Source organism: Streptomyces sp. NPDC046379 (assembly GCF_055587785.1).
Window position 1 is genome coordinate 236072 of the sequence record NZ_JBVJFP010000013.1, and the last position, 23096, is coordinate 259167.

Annotated in this window: 20 protein-coding genes and 2 tRNA genes; 8 read left to right on the forward strand and 14 right to left on the reverse strand. The window is 72.5% G+C overall.

Annotated elements, in window-relative coordinates:
- Positions 1–133 precede the first annotated feature (133 nt).
- From def to ACZ6KF_RS23635, 8 genes are all read right to left on the reverse strand, one after another.
- Positions 134–784 carry a peptide deformylase gene (def, locus tag ACZ6KF_RS23600; RefSeq protein WP_356626511.1) on the reverse strand — a complete coding sequence of 217 codons (651 nt, stop codon included), beginning with the start codon at positions 782–784 and terminating at the stop codon, positions 134–136.
- A gap of 152 nt (positions 785–936) precedes the next feature.
- A complete protein-coding gene (locus ACZ6KF_RS23605; RefSeq protein WP_356626510.1) occupies positions 937–1944 on the reverse strand; it encodes a tetratricopeptide repeat protein in 1008 nt (335 codons plus the stop codon).
- A 116-nt stretch (positions 1945–2060) separates the two neighbouring features.
- On the reverse strand, positions 2061–3308 hold the full coding sequence (locus ACZ6KF_RS23610; RefSeq protein WP_356626508.1) for an HD-GYP domain-containing protein: 1248 nt from the start codon (positions 3306–3308) through the stop codon (positions 2061–2063).
- Between the two features lie 514 nt (positions 3309–3822).
- The gene (locus tag ACZ6KF_RS23615; RefSeq protein ID WP_356626507.1) at positions 3823–5133 is read right to left on the reverse strand and encodes an HD-GYP domain-containing protein; all 1311 of its coding nucleotides are present in this window, start codon (positions 5131–5133) and stop codon (positions 3823–3825) included.
- A 129-nt stretch (positions 5134–5262) separates the two neighbouring features.
- Positions 5263–5574, reverse strand: a complete 312-nt coding sequence (gene rsrA, locus ACZ6KF_RS23620; protein WP_356626506.1) for a mycothiol system anti-sigma-R factor — start codon at positions 5572–5574, stop codon at positions 5263–5265.
- Complete coding sequence (sigR, locus tag ACZ6KF_RS23625; protein ID WP_190161734.1) at positions 5571–6257, reverse strand: RNA polymerase sigma factor SigR; 687 nt, start codon at positions 6255–6257, stop codon at positions 5571–5573. The genes rsrA and sigR overlap by 4 nt, the downstream gene beginning before the upstream one ends.
- 256 nt (positions 6258–6513) lie before the next feature.
- Positions 6514–7149, reverse strand: coding sequence for an alpha/beta hydrolase family protein (locus tag ACZ6KF_RS23630; RefSeq protein ID WP_469157567.1), 636 nt, complete (start codon positions 7147–7149; stop codon positions 6514–6516).
- 94 nt (positions 7150–7243) lie between these two features.
- Complete coding sequence (locus ACZ6KF_RS23635; protein WP_356626504.1) at positions 7244–8059, reverse strand: SOS response-associated peptidase; 816 nt, start codon at positions 8057–8059, stop codon at positions 7244–7246.
- Positions 8060–8108: 49 nt separating this feature from the next.
- On the opposite strand from ACZ6KF_RS23635, the gene ACZ6KF_RS23640 reads away from it, so the two are divergent.
- The 4 genes from ACZ6KF_RS23640 to ACZ6KF_RS23655 all read left to right on the forward strand — a co-directional run bounded on the left by ACZ6KF_RS23640 (position 8109) and on the right by ACZ6KF_RS23655 (position 11826).
- On the forward strand, positions 8109–8831 hold the full coding sequence (locus ACZ6KF_RS23640; RefSeq protein WP_469157380.1) for a M50 family metallopeptidase: 723 nt from the start codon (positions 8109–8111) through the stop codon (positions 8829–8831).
- A gap of 195 nt (positions 8832–9026) precedes the next feature.
- Positions 9027–10343, forward strand: coding sequence for a 3-phosphoshikimate 1-carboxyvinyltransferase (gene aroA / locus ACZ6KF_RS23645; RefSeq protein WP_356626501.1), 1317 nt, complete (start codon positions 9027–9029; stop codon positions 10341–10343).
- A gap of 9 nt (positions 10344–10352) precedes the next feature.
- Complete coding sequence (gene rsgA / locus ACZ6KF_RS23650) at positions 10353–11363, forward strand: ribosome small subunit-dependent GTPase A (RefSeq protein ID WP_469157381.1); 1011 nt, start codon at positions 10353–10355, stop codon at positions 11361–11363.
- 139 nt (positions 11364–11502) lie between these two features.
- A complete protein-coding gene (locus ACZ6KF_RS23655; RefSeq protein ID WP_469239918.1) occupies positions 11503–11826 on the forward strand; it encodes a DMT family transporter in 324 nt (107 codons plus the stop codon).
- Positions 11827–11909: 83 nt separating this feature from the next.
- On the opposite strand, the gene ACZ6KF_RS23660 is transcribed toward ACZ6KF_RS23655, so the two are convergent.
- A complete protein-coding gene (locus ACZ6KF_RS23660; RefSeq protein WP_356626497.1) occupies positions 11910–12626 on the reverse strand; it encodes a TetR/AcrR family transcriptional regulator in 717 nt (238 codons plus the stop codon).
- A gap of 302 nt (positions 12627–12928) precedes the next feature.
- Between ACZ6KF_RS23660 and hisN the strand changes: the two genes are divergently transcribed.
- Positions 12929–13729, forward strand: a complete 801-nt coding sequence (hisN, locus tag ACZ6KF_RS23665) for a histidinol-phosphatase (RefSeq protein WP_356626495.1) — start codon at positions 12929–12931, stop codon at positions 13727–13729.
- A gap of 201 nt (positions 13730–13930) precedes the next feature.
- Positions 13931–14338 (forward strand): CBS domain-containing protein, encoded by a 408-nt coding sequence (locus tag ACZ6KF_RS23670; protein WP_469239920.1) that lies wholly within the window; start codon positions 13931–13933, stop codon positions 14336–14338.
- 96 nt (positions 14339–14434) lie between these two features.
- Here ACZ6KF_RS23670 and ACZ6KF_RS23675 read toward each other — a convergent pair whose 3' ends face one another.
- Positions 14435–15886, reverse strand: coding sequence for a catalase (locus ACZ6KF_RS23675; protein WP_356626493.1), 1452 nt, complete (start codon positions 15884–15886; stop codon positions 14435–14437).
- Positions 15887–16031: 145 nt separating this feature from the next.
- Between ACZ6KF_RS23675 and ACZ6KF_RS23680 the strand changes: the two genes are divergently transcribed.
- Positions 16032–16451, forward strand: a complete 420-nt coding sequence (locus tag ACZ6KF_RS23680; RefSeq protein ID WP_356626491.1) for a Fur family transcriptional regulator — start codon at positions 16032–16034, stop codon at positions 16449–16451.
- Between the two features lie 138 nt (positions 16452–16589).
- Here the strand turns inward: ACZ6KF_RS23680 and ACZ6KF_RS23685 are convergent.
- From ACZ6KF_RS23685 to ACZ6KF_RS23700, 4 genes are all read right to left on the reverse strand, one after another.
- Positions 16590–16663 (reverse strand) — tRNA-Met (locus tag ACZ6KF_RS23685).
- A gap of 455 nt (positions 16664–17118) precedes the next feature.
- A complete protein-coding gene (locus ACZ6KF_RS23690; protein ID WP_469157383.1) occupies positions 17119–18945 on the reverse strand; it encodes a tetratricopeptide repeat protein in 1827 nt (608 codons plus the stop codon).
- Positions 18946–19164: 219 nt separating this feature from the next.
- A tRNA-Met gene (locus ACZ6KF_RS23695) sits at positions 19165–19238 on the reverse strand.
- Between the two features lie 44 nt (positions 19239–19282).
- Positions 19283–22258, reverse strand: coding sequence for a UPF0182 family membrane protein (locus tag ACZ6KF_RS23700; protein ID WP_469239930.1), 2976 nt, complete (start codon positions 22256–22258; stop codon positions 19283–19285).
- 165 nt (positions 22259–22423) lie between these two features.
- Between ACZ6KF_RS23700 and ACZ6KF_RS23705 the strand changes: the two genes are divergently transcribed.
- Positions 22424–22966, forward strand: a complete 543-nt coding sequence (locus ACZ6KF_RS23705) for a PPA1309 family protein (protein WP_356626488.1) — start codon at positions 22424–22426, stop codon at positions 22964–22966.
- Positions 22967–23096: the final 130 nt, after the last annotated feature.

A 23096-nucleotide genomic window follows, 5' to 3' on the forward strand; every position in this document is an offset into this window, starting at 1 on the left:
GCACCACAACTGACCTTCCTGGGAACGGATTTGCTCCCTTCACTACCCCCCGGCGCCGAAATTCCCCTCTTGACAGACGAACGGCGCCTGTCCAGGACGATTCCCGGACAGGCGCCGTGCGGTGCGCGCGTGCTCAGTCGTTGGGGACGACGGGATAGCGGGGCTCGTTCTCGGCCATCTGCCGCAGCGCGTCCTTGCGTTCACGCTTGGACAGCCGGTCGATGTAGAGGTAGCCGTAGAGATGGTCCGTCTCGTGCTGCAAACACCGTGCGAAGTATCCGGTGCCGCGGACCTTGATCGGGTTGCCCCGCTCGTCCTGCCCGGTCACCTCGGCGTAGTCCGGCCGGGCGAGCGGCGCGTAGGCGGTCGGCACGGACAGGCAGCCCTCGTTGCTGTCGTCCAGCCGGCGCCGGTCGGCGGGCAGTTCGACGAGCTTCGGGTTGCACACCACGCCGACGTGCCGCACGCCCTCGTCGTCCGGGCAGTCGTAGACGAAGACCTTCAGGTCGACGCCGATCTGGTTGGCGGCCAGGCCCACGCCCTCGGCAGTGCGCTGGCTGGCGAACATGTCGTCCACCAGCTTCCGCAGCTCGTCGTCGAAGGTGGTGACGTCCTTGCACTCCTTGTGGAGCACGGGGTTGCCCACGACCGTGATCGGGCGGGAGGTGCCGCGCTCGCGGTACGCCTGCTCGCGCTCGTCGCAGTCCTCCGTGTCGATGACGAAGCCCTCGTCGTCCACGGGGAGCACGCCCGCGTGCTGCTGATCGGTGTCCTGCTGCGCCATGACCGACGTACGCCTTCCTGCGTTCCTGGAAATTCTGCGAGAGACAGCCTACGGGGGCCGGTCGGCGTCCCGGGCCGAGCAGGACTTATCCGGCCGTCGCGGACGGGCGGAGAGGCCGATGGGCAGCCAAGCGGGACGGCGGCCGACAGGCGCTAGCAGACCTCTTCCAGGTCCCGCCAGTCGCGCGAGTCCGGACTGTCCGCTACCCACCCGTCCAGCAGCCCCCGCACCAAAGACGCCGGCGCGGCCACCCCGCACTCGCGCTCCGGCACCCATGACTGCCCGTCGGTACGGTGCCCGAGCGGCCCCGGATGGCCGGGCTCGCTGTGGTCGTGCGGGTCGAGGTGCTCGCCGTCGCCCTCGTCGGACGGCATCCGCGACTCGGAGCACATCCGGCACAGCAGCCGCACGGAGGACGACCAGTCCTCGGCGGCGAACCCGGCGTCGGCGGCGAGCTGTTCCAGCGCGTCCCGGTCGGCCTCGGTCGCGGCCTCCAGCAGCACGACCCAGGTCGGCACGGGCGAGGGCGCCCACAGCTCGATCTCGTCGAAGACCGGGTAGGTGTGCCCGGCGGCCGTGGTGCGCTCGCCGTGCGGCACGCCGTCGTGCAGCACGACCTCGCCCCAGCGGCGCCCTGAGGACGGCAGCGGGATGGACAGCACCTCGATGCGGGCGGGGTCGAGCCGCCGCCCCCACACCACCTCGGCCTCGCCCTCGGGCGACAGCCGTACGGCCGCGCTGCCGAGGTCCATGCCGACGGGCTCGCCGGAGTCGGCGGCGCCTCCCCCGGCCTTCGGCCGGGAGGTGCCCCCAGGCACGTGCAGCCCGTAGGCCTGCCAGGCGCGGCGGGCCAGCGGCCAGTCCTGGAGGGCGGTGGCGGCGATGCCGACGTTCCACCAGTCGGGTGCGCCGGTCTCCCGGTCGAGCAGCGCGACGGCTCTGAGGCCCGCGGCGCGCGCCTGCTCCCAGTCGTGCCGGAACTTGTGCAGCAGGGCGAGGTTGAACCAGGACTCCGACAGCCACGGCTCCAGGTCGGCGGCCCGCGTCAGCAGCGCGCCCGCGTCCTCGTACCGGCCGTCGCCGATCAGCGTGAACGCGCGGTCGGTGGCCTGCCGCCAGGAGGCGGAGGGCCGGTGCCGTCCCTTGCCGAAGATCCTCACGATTCCCGCCTGCCGTTTTCGTGGGAGGGGCCGGCTGTGCCCCCGGACAGCCTCTCGAGACCCTCTCCCTTCGCATCCAACCACGTACGGCTGGAGGGGCGCTCATTACCCATGGGTTACCCAGCCGGGGGCGGGGTCAGACAACCGCGCGCGAGCACCCGGGCCAGCGCTTCGACGACCTCCGGGGCGTAGTCGCCCGCCGTCGCCAGGCGCAGTTCCTCCAGCGCCGTCAGGGGTCCGCCGGGGCCCGCGTCGCGTGCCTTCTCCTCGTAGGCGTTCACGGCACGGACGATGCGGGCGGCGAGCGGCTGCTCCGGGCAGGGGTCGGCCTGCCGTTCGACGATCACCGCGACCTGCGGGTCCACCCCGGTCTGCCGTACGACCGCGCCGCCGAGCAGGGCGATCCGGCGCTGCTCGGCGCCGGGCAGGGCGGCCGTGGCGCCGGAGGGCACCGGGTCGACCAGGCTGAGCTGACCGATGTCGTGCATCAGGGCCGCGTACTCCAGCACGGTCAGTTCGGGCTCGGTCAGGCCCAGGTCCCGGCCCACGGCCCGGCTGAGCGCGGCGACCCGGTGGGCGTGCCCGGACGGGGTGTACCCGGCGATCTCGGTGGCCCGGGCCAGGGAGGCGATGGTCTGCCGGTAGGTGGTGCGCACGGCGGCGTACCGGCGGAAGGCGACCTGGGCCAGCAGCAGGGGCAGACAGAACACGGGCAGCGCCCACAGCCCGACGACGCCGACCGCGAGCGCCATCACGGCGCCCGTCGCGCAGACCGCCGACCCGATGCCGAGCAGCCCGCGCAGCTCGTCGCGCAGCAGCGGGCCGAAGGGCCAGCGGGTGCGGGCGTGCGCGATCGCGGCGGCGAGGACGGCGTCGCACAGCGCGGTGAGCGCGAGCAGCGCGATCAGCAGCAGCGCGTAGGCGGAGCCGCTCCAGTCGTCGAAGACGCCCTGGTTGTACAGCGGCTGGAAGCACACGGCGGCGAACCCGACGGTGAGCGCCCGCCGGGCCAGGTGGTCGGGCGTGGGTCCGCGCCCGCGGGCGATGTGCGGCACGCTGCCGAGCAGCGCTGCGACGAGCACGACGGTGACGACCTGGGCGACGCCGTGCTCGGTGGCCCGCCCGCCGTCCGTCCCGAGCAGCGCGTACGCCAGCGCCCCGGCTGCCCCGAGCGGCGCGGGCTCCCTGCCCTCCGCGTCGGCCCGCCGGGCCAGTTCCCCGACGGCCACGAGCACCCCGAAGGCGAGGGCGGCGCCGCGGTCTTCGAGACCGGACCAGAGGGTGCTCAGGAAGCAGGTCAGGGCGAGGAGGGCGGCGCAGGCGCGGATGGCCCGGAGGGCGGGAGCTGCACGGCAGGCGGTCACGGCTCACGCCCCGAGCGGTGCGGGCACGCCGGGAGCGGCCTGCGGCACCGCAGAGCCGACGCGGGCGGGCGGTGCCGGCGGCGGACACTGGCCGGGGGTTGCGACGAGCGGACACGGGCCGACGCTGCCGACGAGCCGACGCAGGCCGGCGCTGCCGGTGAGCGGACACGGGCCCGGGGGTGCCGACAGGCGGACACGAGCCCACGCGGCCTACGGACGGACACAGGCCCACGACGGCCCTGCCGACGGACGGACACAGGCCCACGCGGCCGGCGAGCCGACGCAGGCCCGCCATGACGGTGTCGGCGAGCGAACATGCACCGGTGCTGCCGACGGACGGACACACGCCCGCCCTGCCGGCAGACGGACACAAGCCCGCGCGGCCGGCGAGCCGACGCAGGCCCGCCATGACGGTGTCGGCGAGCGGACATGGACCGGTGCTGCCGACGGACGGACACAGGCCCATGCGGCCGGCGGGGCGACACGGGCCCGTCGGCGGCGCGGGCCGGTGCGGTCATCGTTTCGCCTCGGTCCGCCAGGACGGCGCGGGCGCCGGAACACGGTCCCGGTCGCGGGGCTCGTCGGCGGTCACCGCCGGGTGCCAGCCGTCACGGTGCAGGGCGCGGACCAGCGCGGCGACCATCCGGGGGTCGAACTGCGCCCCGGCGCACCGCCGGAGCTCCTCCAGCGCGACCTCGACGGGGCGTGCCCGGCGGTAGGAGCGGGTGGACGTCATCGCGTCGAAGGCGTCCGCGACGGCGACGACCCGCGCGGACTCCGGTATCTGGCTGCCGGCGAGCCCGTAGGGGTAGCCGCTGCCGTCCAGCCGTTCGTGATGGTGGAGCACGGCGGCGCGGGCCTCGCCGAGGAAGGAGATGCCCCGCACCATCTCGTGCCCGTACTCGGGGTGCAGCTCGATCACCCGGCGCTCCTCGGGCGTGAGGGGCCCGTCCTTGCGCAGCAGCCGGGTCGGGACGCCGAGCTTGCCGACGTCGTGCAGGATGCCGGCGAACCGCAGGACCTCCACCCGGTCGTCGTCCAGGCCCAGCTCGCGGGCGATCATCATGGACGCCTGTCCGACGCGTTCGCTGTGGCCGCGGGTGTAGCCGTCCTTGATGTCGACGGCCTGGACCAGGGCCCGGATGGTGGCGTGATGGGCGGCGCGCTCGCGGTGGTACTGGGCGAACGCCCACCAGGACACGCCCATCGGCAGCAGCACGAGCAGCGCGGCGACGGGACCGCAGGGGCTGCGCCACAGTACGGCCATCATGAGCCCCGCCAGTCCGTGCACGCACAGCGGCGCCAGCGACCGCCCGAACAGGCCCCGCCACGCCCGCCGTACCGGCACCCGCTCGGCCAGCGCCAGGATGCCGCCGTCGAGCAGGGTGAGCACGGCGCAGAAGGCCAGGACCGCGGCGCCCGCGGGCAGCAGGACCCGGGGGAAGTCGGCGGCGACGACCGCGTCCCGTCCGCCGAGCGTCCAGAACACCCTCCCCGCACCCCAGACGGCGAGCATCAGTTCGGCCGCCCGCCACACCCGGCGCAGCCGCACCGGCCGCTCCTCGACCGGCGAGGTCAGCGCCCCCGGCAGCGCCACCAGCGCGGCGGCGGGCGGGGGCAGCAGGAACGCGGCGGCCAGCAGGACGGGGTAGAAGGTGCCGGGGAAGCGCCTGCGGGCGAGCAGCTCGCCGCCGGCGTACACGGCGGCCAGCAGCGCGGTCGCCCACCAGGGCGTGCGCAGGTCGGGCAGCGGGGTCAGGCACAGCAGCGCGCCGAGGACGGCGCAGGCGACGTAGACGCGTGCCCGTCCCGGAACCGCCTCCATGCCGACGCCCTCCCCGGTCCCCCGACCTGCTTCCAGGCTCCGGAGCCTAGGCGCGCGTGGGGGAGGGAGTGGACCGTAGTCCGCCGATTAGCACGTTCGGGTGAAAACGGACCCGAGGCCGGCGGCGGGTCAGGTCTCCTGGTGGGTGACCGGCGCGGCGGTCACGTCGTGCTCGGGCACCGACTGCCCGGAACGGATCAGGTCGATCCGGCCCATCACCTTGGCGCGCAGGTCGGTCGGCACGTCGTCATGTCCGCAGCACCGCTTCACCAGCTTCTTCACGGCCTGCTCCAGGCCGTACTTCTCCAGGCACGGCGAGCATTCCTCGAAGTGGTGCCGGAACTTGTCGCGGTCGCCTTCGGGCATCTCGCTGTCGAGGAATTCGTACAGATGGTCCAGGACCTCACTGCAGTCCGTCTCGTGCGGCTCTCCGCAGCTCATGAGCCCGAGCCTTTCGCTTCGTTCGACTCTCCGGCGCCGGCCGGGACCAGCCCGCGCTCTCGGGCGTAGTCCTCGAGCATGCCGCGCAGTTGACGGCGGCCCCGGTGCAGCCGGGACATCACCGTTCCGATGGGTGTCCCCATGATGTCCGCGATCTCCTTGTACGCAAAGCCCTCGACATCGGCGAGGTACACGGCGATGCGGAATTCCTCGGGGATCGCCTGCAGCGCTTCCTTCACGTCCGAGTCGGGCAGGTGGTCGAGCGCCTGCGACTCGGCGGAGCGCAGACCCGTCGACATGTGCGACTCGGCGCGGGCGAGCTGCCAGTCCTCGATCTCCTCGGCCGCGCTGCGCTGGGGTTCGCGCTGCTTCTTGCGGTACGAGTTGATGAACGTGTTGGTGAGGATGCGGTACAGCCACGCCTTGAGGTTGGTGCCTTCACGGAACTGGTGGAAGGACGCGTACGCCTTGGCGTAGGTCTCCTGCACCAGGTCCTCGGCGTCGGCCGGGTTGCGCGTCATGCGCAGCGCGGCCGAGTACATCTGGTCGAGGAATTCGAGCGCGTCCCGTTCGAAGCGCGCGCTGCGCTCCGCGGTCGACTCCGCGCCCGTGCCGCCCCGGCCCTCGGGCTGCTCCGCCTGGCCGTGTTCGGTCCCTGCGTCGGTACCGGGAACCGGACCCACCTCCTCAAGCGATGTCGTGAAACCGGCTGCGGTCCCACTCGAATCGGAGGATAGACGACGATCCGGTCCGCCCGCCGCCCGAATAGGGGCCGTCTTGGCCGCGTGCAGCACCGTCCAGTCCAGGTCGGCACGGCCGCTGCGGGCGGGGCAGAAGGTCGAACCCATGGGGCGGACTTCCTCTCCTACGACGTCGGCACTGGTCACCAGTGCTTCTGTCTCGCCTCAACAGTGTCCCGCGCCGCCGCATTCCCGCCCTTCAGCCGAGTGATCCGGCCCACGCCGCCACCGCGTCCGTGATGATCGACACGGCCTCCTCCTGCCCGATCGGCGCGCGTTTCGGCACGGCGAAGCCATGATCGCCGTACGGCACCTCGACCAGCTCGTGCGCGCCCTCGGGGAACTCCTCCGGCCTGCCGAACGGGTCGTTGCCGCCCTGGACGACGAGGGTGGGCACACCGGCGCCGAGGAGTTCGGCGGCGCGGGACTTCTCGGGGCGGCCCGGCGGGTGCAGCGGGAAGCTCAGCGCGAGGACGGCCGCCGCGCCCAGCTCGGCCGCCGTGCGGCAGGCCACCCGGGCGCCGGCGCTGCGTCCGCCGGAGATCACCGGCAGCCCCGGCACCGCCACCGCCGGCCAGATCGCCCGCCAGCCGGCGTCCAGTGTCCTCGGCGCGGGCGCGACCTTCTTGCCGGCCACCCGCCAGGGCTGCTCGACCAGCGCCACGGTCACGCCGTGCCGGGGCAGCTCGGCGGCGAGGGCCTGGAGGTCGCGGGCCTCGACGCCCCCGCCGGCGCCGTGGCTCACGGCCAGCACCAGCCGCGGGCTGGGCGCTGGACGCCAGGTGATGCGGGCGGGGCCGGCCTCCGTGTCGACCAGTTCGGACGCCTCGGACATCGCCGGGGTCGCTGGGCTCGCCGGGGTCATGGACGTCTCGGAGGTCTCGGTGGCCGCGGGGGTGCCGGAAGCCTCGGGAGTCTCGGCAGTCATGTCAGAAGAGTGTGCCCTCCACCGGCCCCTCCAGCTCCTTCAGCAGCTCCGGCCCGTTGTTGCGGACGTTGCTGACGGCCGTGGTGACCGGGTACGCCCGCATCAGACCGGGCGGGGGCGGCGCGAGCAGCTCGCGCAGGTCGTCGGGGTCGGTGCGGGCGGGGTCGAGCCAGTCGTCCCAGCGGTCCGGGGTGAGCATCAGCGGCATCCGGGGGTGGATCTCCGCGAGCGTGTCGGGGCCCTCCGCGGGGGCGACCGCCAGCGGCGAGTTCTCCGCCTCCGTCGTGATCACCGAGCAGGTCGCCCACCAGGCCATCGGGTGGTCGTCGGGCAGTGTGCGGTCGCGCCAGAACTCGTACAGCCCCGCCATCGCGAACACCGAGCCGTCGGCGGGCAGCACGAAGTACGGCTGCTTGCGCGGCCGCTTCCTCCGGCCCTCGACCTCCAGGTCCCGCTCCTGCTTGCCGGTGACCCACTCGTAGTAGCCGTCGGCGGGCAGGATGCAGCGCCGGGCGGCGAAGGCGCGGCGGTAGGCGGGCTTCTCGTGCACCGTCTCGGCGCGCGCGTTGATCATCCGGGCGCCGCCCTCGGGGGTCTTGGCCCAGGACGGGACCAGTCCCCACTTCAGCCGGCGCAGCTGCCGGACCGGGCGGGGATCGCCGGTGTCCTTCAGGGGGCGGTCCAGGACCGCGTAGACCTCCTTGGTCGGGGCCACGTTGTAGTCGGGCTCCAGGGTCTCCTCGGGCTCCCACTTCTCGACCTCGAAGATTCCCGCGAGATCCTCGGGCCTGCGACTCGCTGCATACCGTCCGCACATACGTGCCACACTGCCAGACTCCGCACGGCCAGAGGGAGCCACCACCGACATGGAAGCCATCGCCGCCGCCTCGCTCGCCTCCCTGTGGGACGAGGTCTCGGGGACCCAGCCCGATCCCGACCTGTGGGTGGTGATCGCCACGCTCGTCGCCGCGCTCGCGGCGGTCGTCCCGCACGTCGCGTGGCGGCTGTCGCGCAACGCCGTCACCATCGCCCACGAGGGCGGCCACGGCCTGGTGGCGCTGCTGACGGGCCGCACGCTGACGGGGATACGGCTGCACTCGGACACCAGCGGCCTGACCGTCAGCCGGGGCAAACCGCACGGCCTCGGCATGATCCTCACCGCGGCGGCCGGCTACACCGCTCCCCCGCTGCTCGGCCTGGGCGGCGCCGCGCTGCTGGGCGCCGGGCGGATCACGCTGCTGCTGTGGCTGGCGACGGCGCTGCTGGTGGCGATGCTGGTGATGATCCGCAACGCCTACGGCGCCCTGACCGTGCTGCTGACGGGCGGCACGTTCCTGCTGGTGTCCTGGCTCGCCGGGCCCCAGGTGCAGGCGGCGTTCGCGTACGCGGTGGTGTGGTTCCTGCTGCTCGGCGGCGTCCGCCCGGCCTTCGAGCTCCAGGCGAAGCGGTCGCGGGGAGGCGCGGGCGACTCGGACGCGGACCAGCTGTCCCGGCTGACGCACGCGCCGGCGGCGCTGTGGTTCCTCCTGTTCCACGTGGTGTCGCTGTGCTCGCTGATAGGGGGAGGCAGATGGCTCCTGGGGCTGTGACGCCCGGATGGCAGGACGCTCGCCGTGCACGGGCGCGGACGGGACGGCTCGCGTGACGGCCGGCCGCCGGGAGACAGGCGCCGCGCCCTCCTCGGCGGCATCGGCGCGGCCGGCCCCGCACCCCCCGGCACCCCGGGCGCGACCAGCCCCAACGGCGCCGCACCCGAGTCCCCGCCTCCTTATAAAGTGGGCCCCATGGCCCCGAACCGCGCAGAAACCGCCCTCTGGCTTGCCCCGCACGCGAGCGGAGCCGTCGACGCGACGGTCCACGTGCCCGGGTCCAAGTCGGTCACCAACCGCGCTCTCGTGCTCGCCGCCCTCGCCTCCGAGCCGGGCTGGGTGCGCCGCCCGCTGCGCTCCCGCGACACCCTGCTGATGGCCGGGGCGCTGCGCGCGATGGGCGTGGAGATCGAGGAGGGGATCGGTCCGGACGGCACGGGCGAGGCCTGGCGCGTGCTCCCCACCGGCCTGCGCGGCCCGGCCGCGGTCGACGTCGGCAACGCCGGCACGGTCATGCGCTTCCTGCCGCCGGTCGCCGCGCTCGCCGACGGCCCCGTCCGCTTCGACGGCGACCCCCGGTCGTACGAGCGTCCGCTGCACGGCGTGATCGACGCGCTGCGCGTCCTCGGGGCCCGGATCGACGACGACGGGCGCGGCGCGCTGCCGCTGACGGTGCACGGCGGGGGTGCGCTGGACGGCGGGCCGGTGGAGATCGACGCCTCGTCGTCGTCGCAGTTCGTCAGCGCCCTGCTGCTGTCGGGACCGCGGTTCAACCAGGGCGTCGAGGTCCGGCACATCGGGGCGACGCTGCCGTCCCTGCCGCACATCCGGATGACCGTCGACATGCTGCGCGCGGTCGGCGCCCAGGTGGACACCCCGGAGTCGGGCGGCGAGCGCAACGTCTGGCGGGTCACGCCGGGAGCCCTGCTCGGGCGGGACCTGACCGTCGAGCCGGACCTGTCCAACGCCCAGCCGTTCCTGGCGGCGGCCCTGGTCACCGGCGGCCGGGTGGTGATCCCGGACTGGCCCGCGCGCACCACCCAGCCCGGCGACCGGCTCCGGGAGATCTTCGCCGAAATGGGCGGTTCCTGCGAACTGACGGAATACGGGCTGGAGTTCACCGGTTCGGGTGGCATCCACGGTATCGACGTGGACCTCGGCGACGTCGGCGAGCTGACCCCGGGCATCGCGGCGGTCGCCGCCCTGGCCGACTCCCCCTCCACGCTGCGCGGCGTCGCCCATCTGCGGCTGCACGAGACGGACCGGCTGGCCGCCCTCACCAAGGAGATCAACGAACTCGGCGGCGATGTCACGGAGACCGCGGACGGCCTCCACATCCGCCCGCGCCCGCTGCACGGCGGGATCTTCCACACGTACGAGGACCACCGCATGGCGACCGCCGGCGCGGTCATCGGCCTGGCGGTCGAGGGGGTGCGGATCGAGAACGTGGCCACGACGGCGAAGACCCTGCCCGATTTCCCCGACCTGTGGACCGGGATGCTCGGGGCGTAGGGGTTCACCATGCGCCGCTACGGCAAGCACACCGACGAGGACGACATCCGCAGCCGCCCCAACCGCAAGGGCAACCGTCCGCGCACGCACATCCGCCCCAAGCACGAGGACGCCGCCGAGGGGATGGTCCTCACCGTCGACCGGGGCCGGCTGACCTGCCTCGTCGACGACCGGGTCGTCATGGCGATGAAGGCCCGCGAGCTGGGCCGCAAGGCCGCGGTGGTCGGCGACCGGGTGGCCCTGGTCGGCGATCTGTCCGGCAAGAAGGACACCCTGGCCCGGATCGTCCGCATCGCCGAGCGCACCTCGGTGCTGCGCCGCACCGCGGACGACGACGATCCCTACGAGCGCGTGGTCGTCGCCAACGCCGACCAGCTGGCCGTCGTCACCGCCCTCGCCGACCCCGAGCCCCGCCCGCGCCTGATCGACCGCTGCCTGGTCGCGGCCTACGACGGCGGTCTCACCCCGCTGCTGGTGCTGACCAAGTCGGACCTGGCCCCGCCGGACAAGCTGCTGGAGCTCTACGGCGACCTGGACATCCCCTACGTCGTGACCAGCCGCGAGGAACTGGAGAACGGCGACGCGGCGGACCGGGTGCGCGCCCAGCTGGAGGGCCGGGTCACCGCGTTCGTCGGTCACTCCGGCGTCGGCAAGACGACCCTGGTCAACGCGCTCGTGCCGGAGGAGCGGCGGCGTACGACGGGACATGTCAACGCCGTGACGGGCCGGGGCCGGCACACCACCACGTCGGCGCTGGCCCTGCCGCTGGCCGGCGCGGGCGGCTGGGTGGTCGACACTCCGGGCGTGCGGTCCTTCGGTCTCGCGCACATCGACCCGTCGCGGGTGATCAACGCCTTCCCCGACCTGGTGCCGGGCACGGAGGGCTGCCCGCGCGCGTGCAGTCACGACGAGCCGGACTGCGCGCTGGACCAGTGGGTGGCCGACGGCCACGCCGACCCCGCGCGCCTTTACTCGCTGCGCCGGCTGCTGTCCACGCGGGAGCGCACGGAGGAGGACTGACCTTCGGGTGGGTGACTGGCCTTCATGTGTTCGTCGACGCGTTGTTCGTCACCGCCCGGGGCAGGTAAGGGCATAATCGCTGGCGGCCCGGACGAGCGGCGAGCGGTCACCGGAACGTGGGGTACGGGGAGGACGACACATGGCGTGGCTGCTGGTCATCGTGGCCGGGTTGCTCGAGACCGGGTTCGCCGTCTGCCTGAAGCTGTCCCACGGGTTCACCCGGCTGTGGCCGACGTTCGCCTTCTGCGTCTTCGCCCTCGGCAGCTTCGGCCTGCTGACGCTGGCCCTGAAGAAGCTCGACGTGGGCCCGGCCTACGCGGTGTGGACGGGCATCGGCGCGACCGGGACGGCGATCTACGGGATGATCTTCCTGGGGGACATCGTCTCGACGCTGAAGATCGTGTCGATCAGTCTGGTGATCATCGGGATCATCGGGTTGCAGTTGTCGGGGTCGGCGCACTGAGGTGGGCTCGAAGGGGCGGTCCTCCGGAAGCGCGCCTTGATGGGGCGGTCCGACCGGGCGGCCGTGCACCGACGCTCGGATGATCAGAGCTCCCGCCCGGCGAGTGCGCCCCGTACGAGGTCCGCGACGCCGTCCTTCCCGGGCGGAGGGGCCGCCACGCAGGACAGGGCGAGCCGGACGACCAGTTCGCAGCAGCGGACCAGCTCGGCGGACGCGGCCGGCTCCCCGGAGCGGGCCGGCTCGGCGGACCGGACCGGTTCCCCCGGCCTGGCGTGCGCCGCGGCACGGATCCGCTCCGCGGTCGTGAACGGCTCGGCCGCAGCGGACGTCCGCCCGCCGGGCGCCGTCAGGGCCGCCACCGCGCGGTCGCGCACGAGCGTCACGAAGTCGCCGGGCGAGGGCAGCGGGCCGTCGGCGCGGCGCTGGGCGGGCACGACGGAGGAGGAGGGCACCGCCGCGAGGACGGGCGCGGGCACGCGGTCGTTCCAGCAGCCGGTGAGCAGGGCCCGTACCAGCGCATTCTCCCGGGCGGCCGACACCGTCCACTCGGCGGCGGCCACCAGCCGGTCACGGGGGTCGTCGTACGCGGTGAGGGCGCGGTCGACCCCGGCGAGACAGCCGTCGGCCGCCCGGCGGACCAGCGCGCGGGCGAGGCCGTCCTTGCTGCCGAACTCGTTGTAGAGGGTCTGCCGCGACACCCCGGCCGCCGCGGCCACGTCCACCATCCGCACCGCGGACCAGGGGCGGCGCGCGAGCGCCGTGTGGGCGGCGTCCAGCAGGGACTCCCGCGCTGCGGACATCATCGCCTCCCTCGGGGCGACCGACTCTGCGCCCAGGTTTGACGTGTACCGGAGCACTGTCAAGGGTTGGCGCAAGCCGCCGCGGTCCGCCGCCCGGCACGCCCCGCGGCATCCTGCGCCAACCGACCGCTCCCCTCAGCACCCTGCGGCGACCGACCGCCCCCCTCAGCACCTTGCGGCGACCGCCCCCCCCTCAGCACCCTGCGGCGACCGACCGCCCCCCTCGGCACCCTGCGGCGACCGTCCGCCCTCGCGGCAACCCGCGGTGGCATCGCACCGACCCCGCCGGATACCGTTCCCACATGCCCGACTATCTCGACGACCTGCGTCTCGCCCACGTCCTCGCGGACGCCGCCGACGCCGCGACGACCGCCCGGTTCAAGGCCCTCGACCTCAAGGTGGAGACCAAACCGGACATGACGCCGGTGAGCGAGGCCGACCGGGCGGCGGAGGAGCTGATCCGCGGCCAGCTCCAGCGCGCCCGCCCCCGCGACGCCATCCTCGGCGAGGAGTACGGCATCGAGGGCACCGGCCCGCGCCGCTGGGTCGTCGACCCGATCGACGGCACCAAGAACTACGTCCGCGGCGTCCCCGTGTGGGCCACGCTGATCTCCCTGATGGAGGCGGCGGAGGGCGGCTACCAGCCGGTCGTCGGCGTCGTCTCCGCCCCCGCCCTGGGCCGCCGCTGGTGGGCGGCGAAGGGCCACGGCGCCTTCACGGGCCGCAGTCTGTCCTCCTCGACCCGGCTCCAGGTCTCCCGGGTCGCCAAGCTGTCCGACGCCTCCTTCGCGTACTCCTCGCTGTCCGGCTGGGAGGAGCAGCACCGGCTGAACGGCTTCCTGGACCTGAGCCGCGAGGTGTGGCGCACGCGTGCGTACGGCGACTTCTGGCCGTACATGATGGTCGCCGAGGGCTCGGTCGACATGTGCGCCGAGCCGGAGCTGTCGCTCTGGGACATGGCCGCGAACGCGATCATCGTCACGGAGGCGGGCGGCACCTTCACGGGCCTCGACGGCCGCCCCGGCCCGCACAGCGGCAACGCGGCGGCGTCGAACGGCCTGCTCCACGACGAGCTGCTCGGCTACCTCAACCAGCGCTACTGACCCGCCTCGCCCAATCGCTGCCGCTCCGTCTCAACCAGCGCATTCGACACGGTGGGCGCGCCCGCAACACGCCTCGCGCGCCCTCTTGTTGACCCCCTCTTCGCCTGCCACTCTGAGGGTCCCCCCACTTGTGAACTTGTGAACCTCCGGACCGTCCCGGGGCGTTCTCAGGGCACACCCTTCAGGAGGTGGCACCCCACCATGCTCGTCCGCGACGCCATGAGCTCCGTGGTCCTCACCATCGGCCCCGCCCACACCCTCCGTCAGGCCGCCGCACTGATGTCCGCCCGCAGCGTCGGCGCGGCCGTGGTGTACGACCCCGATGCCGGCGGCATCGGCATCCTGACCGAGCGCGACATCCTCAACTCCGTCGGCCTCGGCCAGGATCCGGACGCGGAGCGCGCCCACGCCCACACCACCACCGACGTGGTGTTCGCCGCCCCGTCCTGGACCCTGGAGGAGGCGGCGACCGCCATGACGCACGGAGGTTTCCGGCATCTGATCGTCCTCGACCGCGACGAGCCGGCCGGCATCGTCTCGGTGCGCGACATCATCCGCTGCTGGGCGCCCGTCCGGCAGGCTTCGGTGCGCCGGCAGGTCCCCGCCTGAGCCGACGGCCCGCCGCGCCGACGGCGTACACGAACGGGCCGGGTCCCTGGACAGGGAGCCCGGCCCGTCGCCTCGGCAGGCGATCCAGTGCTGGTGTCAGCCGCGCAGGGCCTGGACCGCGGCGTCCAGCCGCTTGCCGAAGTCGGCGTCGGCCTGACGGAAGTTGTTGATCGCGCGCTCGACGATGTCCTCGCGCGAGACCTGCGAGAGGGAGCCCGCCAGGTTGTTCACCAGGCGCTCCTTCTCGTCCTCCGTCATCAGCCGGTAGAGGTTGCCCGCCTGCACGAAGTCGTTGTCCTCGGCGTGCACGGGGGCCTCGGTGTTGCCGGTGAGGCCGGTGACGGCGACCGGCTGCCACAGCGGACGGTCCGTCTGGGACGGGCCGCCGAAGCTGTTCGGCTCGTAGTTCTTCGCGCCCTTGTGGCGGCCGTCGTACAGGTAGCCGTCACGCGAGTTGGTGCGCGCCTCGGTGGCGTGCGGGCGGTTCACCGGCAGGTGGTCGGCGTTGATGCCGACGCGGTAGCGGTGGGCGTCGCCGTACGCGAAGAGGCGGCCCTGGAGCATCTTGTCCGGGGACGGGCCGATGCCCGGCACGAAGTGGGCGGGGCTGAAGATCGACTGCTCGACCTCGGCGAAGATGTTCTCCGGGTTGCGGTTGAGCTCCAGCTTGCCGAACCAGACCACCGGGTAGTCGGCGTGCGGCCACACCTTGGTCAGGTCGAACGGGTTGAAGCGGTACGTCGCCGCCTCGGCCACCGGCATGATCTGCACGCCGACGGTCCAGGTCGGGAACTCGCCCCGCTCGATGGCCTCGCGCAGGTCGCGCTGGTGGGAGTCGGGGTCCTTGCCCGCGAGGATCTCGGCCTCCTCGGCGGTCAGGTTCTTGATCCCCTGGTCCGTCTTGAAGTGGTACTTCACCCAGAAGGCCTCGCCGGCCTCGTTGTTCCACTGGAAGGTGTGGGAGCCGAAGCCGTCCATGTGGCGGTACGAGGCGGGGATGCCGCGGTCGCCGAACAGCCAGGTCACCTGGTGCGTGGACTCGGGCGACAGGCTCCAGAAGTCCCAGACGTTGTCCGCCTCCTGGGAGCCGGTGTACGGGTCGCGCTTCTGGGTGTGGATGAAGTCGGGGAACTTGATGGCGTCCTTGATGAAGAACACCGGGGTGTTGTTGCCGACGAGGTCGTAGTTGCCCTCCTCGGTGTAGAACTTCACCGCGAAACCGCGCGGGTCGCGGACGGCGTCCGCCGCGCCCAGGTTGCCGGCCACGGTCGAGAAGCGCAGAAAGACCTCGGTCTGCTTGCCCACCTCGGACAGGAACCCGGCGCGCGTGTACGGGGTGACGTCGGCGGTGACCGTGAAGGTGCCGTAGGCGCCGGCGCCGCGGGCGTGCACGACACGCTCCGGGATGCGCTCACGGTTGAAGTGAGCCAGCTTCTCCAGGAGCAGCTGGTCCTGGACGAGCACGGGGCCGCCGACGCCCGCGGTCTCGCTGTTCTGGTTGTCGGCGACCGGCGCGCCGGCCTCCGTCGTGAGCGGTCCCTGGGTCACGTGCGCCTCCTGCGTCATCACTGCATGTGTTGAACCTCGGCCAAAGCCAGGCTCGATCCTACAATGGACTTTGTCTAAGTCAAGCAAGACTCCAAAGTGACATCGGTTCGGGAAATAGTCCTCCCCTGCTGCTAGGCTGGTTTTCATGAGCGACCTTCTGGAACGGCTGCGCGGCCGCGGATGGCGGATGACCGCGCAGCGGCGCGTCGTGGCGGAGGTCCTCGACGGCGAACACGTCCATCTGACGGCCGACGAGGTCCACGCACGAGCCGTGGCCAAGCTGCCGGAGATCTCCCGGGCGACCGTCTACAACACGCTCGGGGAGCTGGTCTCCCTGGGCGAGGTGCTCGAGGTCAGCACGGACAGGCGCGCCAAGCGCTACGACCCGAACGCCCACCGGCCCCACCACCACCTGGTCTGCGCCCAGTGCGGCGCCATCCGGGACGTCCACCCCGGCGGCAACCCGCTGGCCGACCTCCCCGACTCGGAGCGCTACGGCTTCACGGTGTCGGACGTCGAGGTGACGTACCGCGGCCTGTGCCCGAGCTGCGCGACGGCGGCCTGACACGTCACGAGCGGCCCCCGGCATCCACTGGATGCCGGGGGCCGCTCGCTGCGGGTACCGGCCAGTCCCGCTTCGCTGTTCACTGACTGAAACACCGAGGGCCGGAACCCTCTAGGGGTTCCGGCCCTCGGCCTTGAGTAGCGGGGACAGGATTTGAACCTGCGACCTCTGGGTTATGAGCCCAGCGAGCTACCGAGCTGCTCCACCCCGCGTCGGTAAACGCAACATTACGTCAACGACGCGAACAAAGGCAAATCCGTTGTCGCGGGTGCGCGGGCGCGGTGCCCCGCCGGGTTTCCGGCCCGCCGGGGCACCCCGTACGACCCGGGTCCGCGCCGATCATCGTCGGTCTGCCCGAACCGAGCGCGAGCGGCGCACGGTCGCCCGAGCCTCTCAGCCGCCCGGACCGCGGACTCCGCCCCCGGATTCACCGGCCCGGCCATTCACCGGCCCGACCGGAGGCCGCGCGCCCGCCGAAGACCGAGGGCTCCACACCCGAAGGAGCCACGCCCCCGCAGGCCCGCCCCCGCCGAATACCGGAGGCCGCGCGCACCCGGAGGCACCTAGCCGCTGAGGGCTCGCGGTCAGCAGCTCCGGGGCGACCGCCGGGGAGCGCACCGGCAGCGGGCCTGAGCCGGGTGACGGCCTGAGCCGGCCGTCACCCGGCTCAGGCCGTCAGTTCCTCGCGGAGCGCGTCGCTCAGCCGGGCCGCGCGTTCGGCGACCTCCGCCGGGCCCAGGGCCACCGCCCGGTCGGCCCAGCGCTGTCCTTCCGCCAGCTCCCCGCGGCGCGCGTAGACGAGAGCGAGCCGCAGCGCGGCCCGTCCGTGGCCGGCGTCGGCCGCGCGGGTCCACCACACCGCCGCCTCGGGCTCGCTGCCCTCCCGGGCCAGCAGGAGCCCCAGGTTGAACGCCCCGTTGCGGGACCCGGCCTCGGCCGCCGCCCGGTACCACCGGGCCGCCTCGACCACGTCGCCCCGCGCCGCGGCGAGCATCCCGACCCGCACCTGGGCCCGCCGGTGCCCCTGGGCGGCAGCCCGCTCGTACCATTCCTCGCACTCGGCCTTCTGGTGCACCGCCTCCCCCAGCTCGTGCTGGGGCGCCGGAGGCCGCCGGGCGTCGAGCACGGCCGCCAGCCGGTACGCCGCCTCCGCGCTTCCCCCGCCCGCCGCGCACCGCAGATGCCGCTCGGCCTCCAGCTCGTCCCCCTCGCGCAGCCGGGCGATGCCGACCTGGAGCGCGGCCTCGGTGTGACCGGCCGCCGCCGCCCGCTCGTACCAGCGCAGCGCGTCCCGGTCCTCGCCCCTCCCGGCGTAGAGGATGCCCAGGTTGAAGGCGGCGTCGACGCTGCCGGCCTCGGCGGCCTTGGAGAACCACGGCTCGGCGCCGGTCTCGTCCCCGCCCTGGAGCAGCAGGATCGCCAATGCGTTGGCCGCCTCCCGGTGGCCCGCGTAGGCGGCCGTCCGGTACCACTGCTCGGCCTGCGTGGTGCGCCCCTGCTCGGCGCAGAGCAGCCCCAGGTTGTACGCGCCGTTGACGTCACCGGCGTCCAACGCCGCCCGGTACCACCGCTCGGCGGTCTGGGTCTGGCCGCGCTCGGCGTGCAGGGCGCCGAGCGCGTTGGCCGCGTTGCCGTCGCCCTCCTGGGCGGCCCGCAGCCACCACACGGCGGCGCTCTCCTCGTCGCCGGCGTCGCGCAGCAGGAACCCCAGCGCGCAGGCGGCGCGCGGCTCGCCGTCCTTGGCGGACGTCAGATACCAGCGCCCCGCCTCCTTCAGTTCGCCCCGCTTCTCCAGGATGGCGCCGAGGTGCAGCGCGGCCCGCCGGTGCCCGCGCGCGGCGGCCTGGCGGTACCACTGCTCGGCCTCCTCCTCGGCGGAGGACCCCGCGGAGGTCCCGCCGCCGTCGCCGCCGCTCTCGTGCACGTCCGCGGCCCTGCGGTCGAGGGCGCGCGCCAGCCGGTACGCCGCCTCCCGGTGTCCCCGCTCGGCCGCGACCCGCATCCAGTGCTCGGCCCCGGCGTCGGCGCGGTGTTCGAGCAGGTCGGCGAGGGCGTAGGCGCCCAGGACATGGCCCTGCTCGGCGGACTGTCGCAGCCAGTACTCGGCGGCCGGCTCGTCGCCGCGCTCCCGGTGGTGCCGTCCGAGGGCGTGCGCGGCGGCGGCCGATCCGGCGACGGCGGCGATCCGCCACCACCCGGCGGCCTCGTCGGCGTACCCGCGCTGGTGCAGCAGGACTCCGAGGTTGTTGGCGGCGGCGCGGTCGCCGGCTGCGGTCGCGGCGCGCAGATGGGGTTCGGCTCCGTCGAGATCACCGCGGCGCAGCAGCATGGCCCCCAGAACGCTCATCGCCTCGACGTCGCCGGCCTCGGCGGCGAGCCGCTGACGTGCCTCCTCGGCCGCTTCGCCGGTTTCGTCCCGGGTCTCCTCCTGGCCGGAAGGTTGCACAAATCGCCCTGTCTCGAACAGAGTTACTTTGTCCCCCATAACGTCCATCGTCGCACCACCCGCAACCCGGGTACACCTGGTATACCGCAGCCAGTGAGGTCACTTCAGCGTTTTGTCGACATGCCCACAGAGAGACAAGTCAAACACAGATCGGTCAACTCCCCACGGCGGCACGGCGATCCCACACATCGGCACATGCGTTCGTCACAGGCACGCGCACATCACGAAGGCCCGGATCCTCGAAAGGATCCGGGCCTTCGTGTTCAGTAGCGGGGACAGGATTTGAACCTGCGACCTCTGGGTTATGAGCCCAGCGAGCTACCGAGCTGCTCCACCCCGCGCCGTTGTTCTGCAACCGTACCACGGCGCGGGGGGAGCTTTTCGATCAGCTGCCCGGACTGCTGCTGGGACTCCCGCTCGGCCTCGGACTGCCGCTCGGCTTGGGATCACCGGCGTCCCCGCCGCCCGCGCCGCCACCGCCTCCGGAGGCCTTGGACTGAGCCTCCTCGGCCCGCTGCAGTGCCTTCTCCAGGTCCTCCTGGGCGCGGCCGTACGCCTCCCAGTCGCCGTTCTTCAGCGCCTCCTGGCCGGCCTCGAACGCCTTCTGCGCGTCGTCCAGGGCCTGCTGCACGGTCGGGTCGTCGGTCGTCGGCGGCGGAGGCGGCGTGTCCCCGTCTCCCTCGCCCTCGCCCTCGCCCGGCGGCTGGGTGGTCGACCCCTTCGCGCCGAACACCTTGTCGAGGGCCTCGTCCAGCGTGTCCTCGAAGGCCGTGTTGCCGCCGTAGCTCACCAGCACCTTGCGCAGCAGCGGGTACTGCAGGCCGCCGCCGCGGACGTACACCGGCTCGACGTACAGCAGTCCGCCGTCGAGCGGCACCGTCAGCAGGTTGCCGTACTCCACCTCCGAGTCGCCGCCTCTCAGCAGCCTGATGGACTCGGCGATGTCCTGTTCGGAGTTGAACTGGCTCTGGACCTGCTTGGGTCCGTTGACCGTCGTGCTCGTCGGCAGTTTCAGGATTCTGATCTTGCCGTAGTCGCTCTTGCCCGCCTCGGCGTCGACCGCCATGAAGGCGCTGAGGTTGTCGCGCCCGTTGGGCGTGAACGTCGTCGTCAGCGAGAACGCCTGTTCCTTCTGGTCGGGCATCCTCATGCTGAGGTAGTACGGCGGCACCGCGTCGCCCGACTTGTTGGTCGGGTCGTCCGGCACCTGCCACACCTCGCTGCCGCTGAGGAAGGTGTTGGCGTCCTTGACGTGGTAGCGGGTCAGCAGCTCGCGCTGGACCTTGAACAGGTCCTGCGGGTAGCGCAGATGGTCCATCAGCGACTGGTTGATCGCGCTGCGCGGCTCGACCGTGCCGGGGAACGCCTTCATCCAGGTCTTGAGAACCGGGTCCTTGGTGTCCCACTCGTAGAGCTTGACCTCACCGGTGTACGCGTCGACGGTCGCCTTCACCGAGTTGCGGATGTAGTTGACCTGGTTCTGCTGCGCCACGACCGCGCGCTGGTTGTTGGTCGCGGTCAGCGAGTCGGCCGTGGTGTCGCCGAGGGTGGTGCGCGAGGCGTACGGGTAGCCGTTCGTCGTCGTGTAGGCGTCGACGATCCACTGGATCCGCCCGTCGACGACCGCCGGGTAGGCGTCGCCGTCGATGGTCAGCCACGGCGCGACCGCCTCGACGCGCTCCTTGGGGACGCGGTTGTAGAGGATCCTCGAACCCTCGCCGATGGCCCCGGAGTACATGATCTGCGGCTCGTTGAACGCCACCGCGTACGCCGCCCGGTTGATCGGGTTGGAGAGGTTGACCCCGCTGTCGCCCTCGTAGCTGTAGGTCTTCTCGCCGCTGTCGTCGGAGTAGTCGATCTCCTTCTGGGGACCGCCGACGATCGAGTACGTGCTGGTCTTCTCGCCGTAGTAGATCCGCTGCTCGTACTTGGGCAGGTCGCCCTTGGACGGCAGGTCGGACTCGGTGAAGACCGGGCGGCCCTCGGAGTCGACGGAGGTGCCCTCGGCGGCGACCACGCCGTAGCCGTGGGTGTAGCGGAAGTGGTTGTTGATCCAGTTCTGCTTGTCGATGCCCGCGTAGTTCAGCTCGCGCAGACCGATGACCGTGTCCTGGTCCTTGCCGTTCGCGCTGTAGCGGTCGACGTCCAGGTTGGTCGGGAACGCGTAGTACTTCCGCATCTGCTGGAGCTGCTGGAAGGTCGGCGAGATGATGTTCGGGTCCATGATGCGGATGCTCGCCGTGCGGTCGACGTCGCTGCGCAGCTTGCTCGGCTCGGCGCCCTTGCCGGTGCCCGAGTACTCGGTGACCTGGGTGCCGTCGATGCCGTAGGCCTCACGCGTCGCCGCGAGGTTCTTCTCGACGTACGGCGCCTCCTTGGCCTGCTCGTTCGGCTGGACCTGGAACTTCTGCACGATCGCCGGGTACAGGCCGCCGATGAGGATCGCGGAGAGCACCATCAGACCGAAGCCGATCAGCGGGAGCTGCCAGGTGCGCCGCCAGATGGTGGCGAAGAACAGCAGGGCGCAGATGACCGCGATGCAGAACAGGATCGTCTTGGCCGGCAGATAGGCGTTGGCGTCGACGTAGCGCAGACCGGTCCAGTTGTCGGTGGCCTTGAAGTCGCTGGACTTGACCGCCAGCCCGTACCGGTCGAGCCAGTAGGCGACCGCCTTGAGCGCGACGAAGACGCCGATGAGCACCGACAGGTGACCGGTCGCGGCGGCCGTCGCCCGCGCGCCCGGGCTGGTGACCCGCAGCCCGCCGTACAGGTAGTGGGTGAGCGAGGCGGCGATCACCGAGAGGATCACGGCGGCGAAGCCGAAGCCCAGCAGGAACCGGTACCAGGGCAGGTCGAAGGCGTAGAACGAGACGTCCAGCTGGAACTGCGGGTCCTTCTGGCCGAACGACACGCCGTTGACCCACATCAGCCAGGTGCGCCACTGGCCGGAGGCGGAGGCGCCGGCGATCAGGCCCACCAGGGACGTGATCCCGAGCAGCAGCCACTTCTTGTAGGGCGCGACGCCCATGCGGTAGCGGTCCAGGCTCTGCTGCTCCATGGACATCGCGCTCAGCGGCGGGCGCAGCCGGTGGGCCAGCCAGATGTTGAAGCCGACGGAGAGCGCCATCAGCAGGCCGAAGACGAAGAACAGGCCGATCTTCGTCCACAGGGTGGTGGTGAAGACCGACGAGTAGCTCACCGACCGATACCAGAGCCAGTCCGTCCAGAACCCGGCGAACATCGTGAACGCCATGGCGAGCACGGCGAGCACGCCCAGGGTCATGAGCAGGGTCCGGACGCGCCGGGACGGGCGGCCCACTCTGATCCGTGGCCCCGTCGGGCCTCCGCCGCGGTCCGGCATCTGGAAAGCCAAGGTGGCACCTCGAAGTTCGCTGTTGGTCCGTCAGGCCCCCGGGTGTTCGCGGGCCGTGCGGAGGGCCATGTGATCGTAGGCCCTCACCTATGCAACTTACTCACGCTTTACTCGGTTCCCGATTCCGGGCCTGAACGAGGCAGGATTGTGACCATGTCCAACACTCCCATGGCGGCGAACCCGCTCACCCGGGCCGTACTCGAGATCGACGAGTACGTCTCCGGCCTCGGCTGGGACCAGCCCGCCCGCCTTTTCGCCCTGGTAGACACCGCTCGGCTGCGGGCCCAGGAACCCGCCCTCGCGCAGCAGCTCGGTCTGGGCGACGAGCCGGAGGCCACCGGTCTCACCCCGATCGAGCAGGACGAGGTTTCCACGGACAAGGCGCTCGACGAGTTCCTCGGCACGATCGCCTGGCCCGACGCCGTGGCCGGCTGCGCCCTGACGGTGGAGCGGCTGATGCTGCCGCCGTCCGCGGAGGCGCAGGTCCCGCAGGACCTGGACGAGGCGGCGCTGACGCAGTGGGTGGCGCGGCACCCGGAGCGCCAGGAGGTGCGGATGACGGTGGCGGTGCTGCGGGACGGCTCGCGCGAGTCGGCGCTGCGGCTGCGGGAGAAGGACTCGCCGACGGAGGTCCTCACCGGTTCGGACCTGGTGCCGGGACTGGCCCAGGCGCTGGCGGCGACGTTCGAGGACTGAGGGGCCGAGGGCCCGGTGCGCGGCGACGGAGGGCGCCCTCCGTCAGCCGCATACCCGAGGAAAACAACAACTCCGCGTAGGCGACGTTGCGGGCCTCCAACCGGCCCACCCAGCTCTCTCCCGGCCAGCC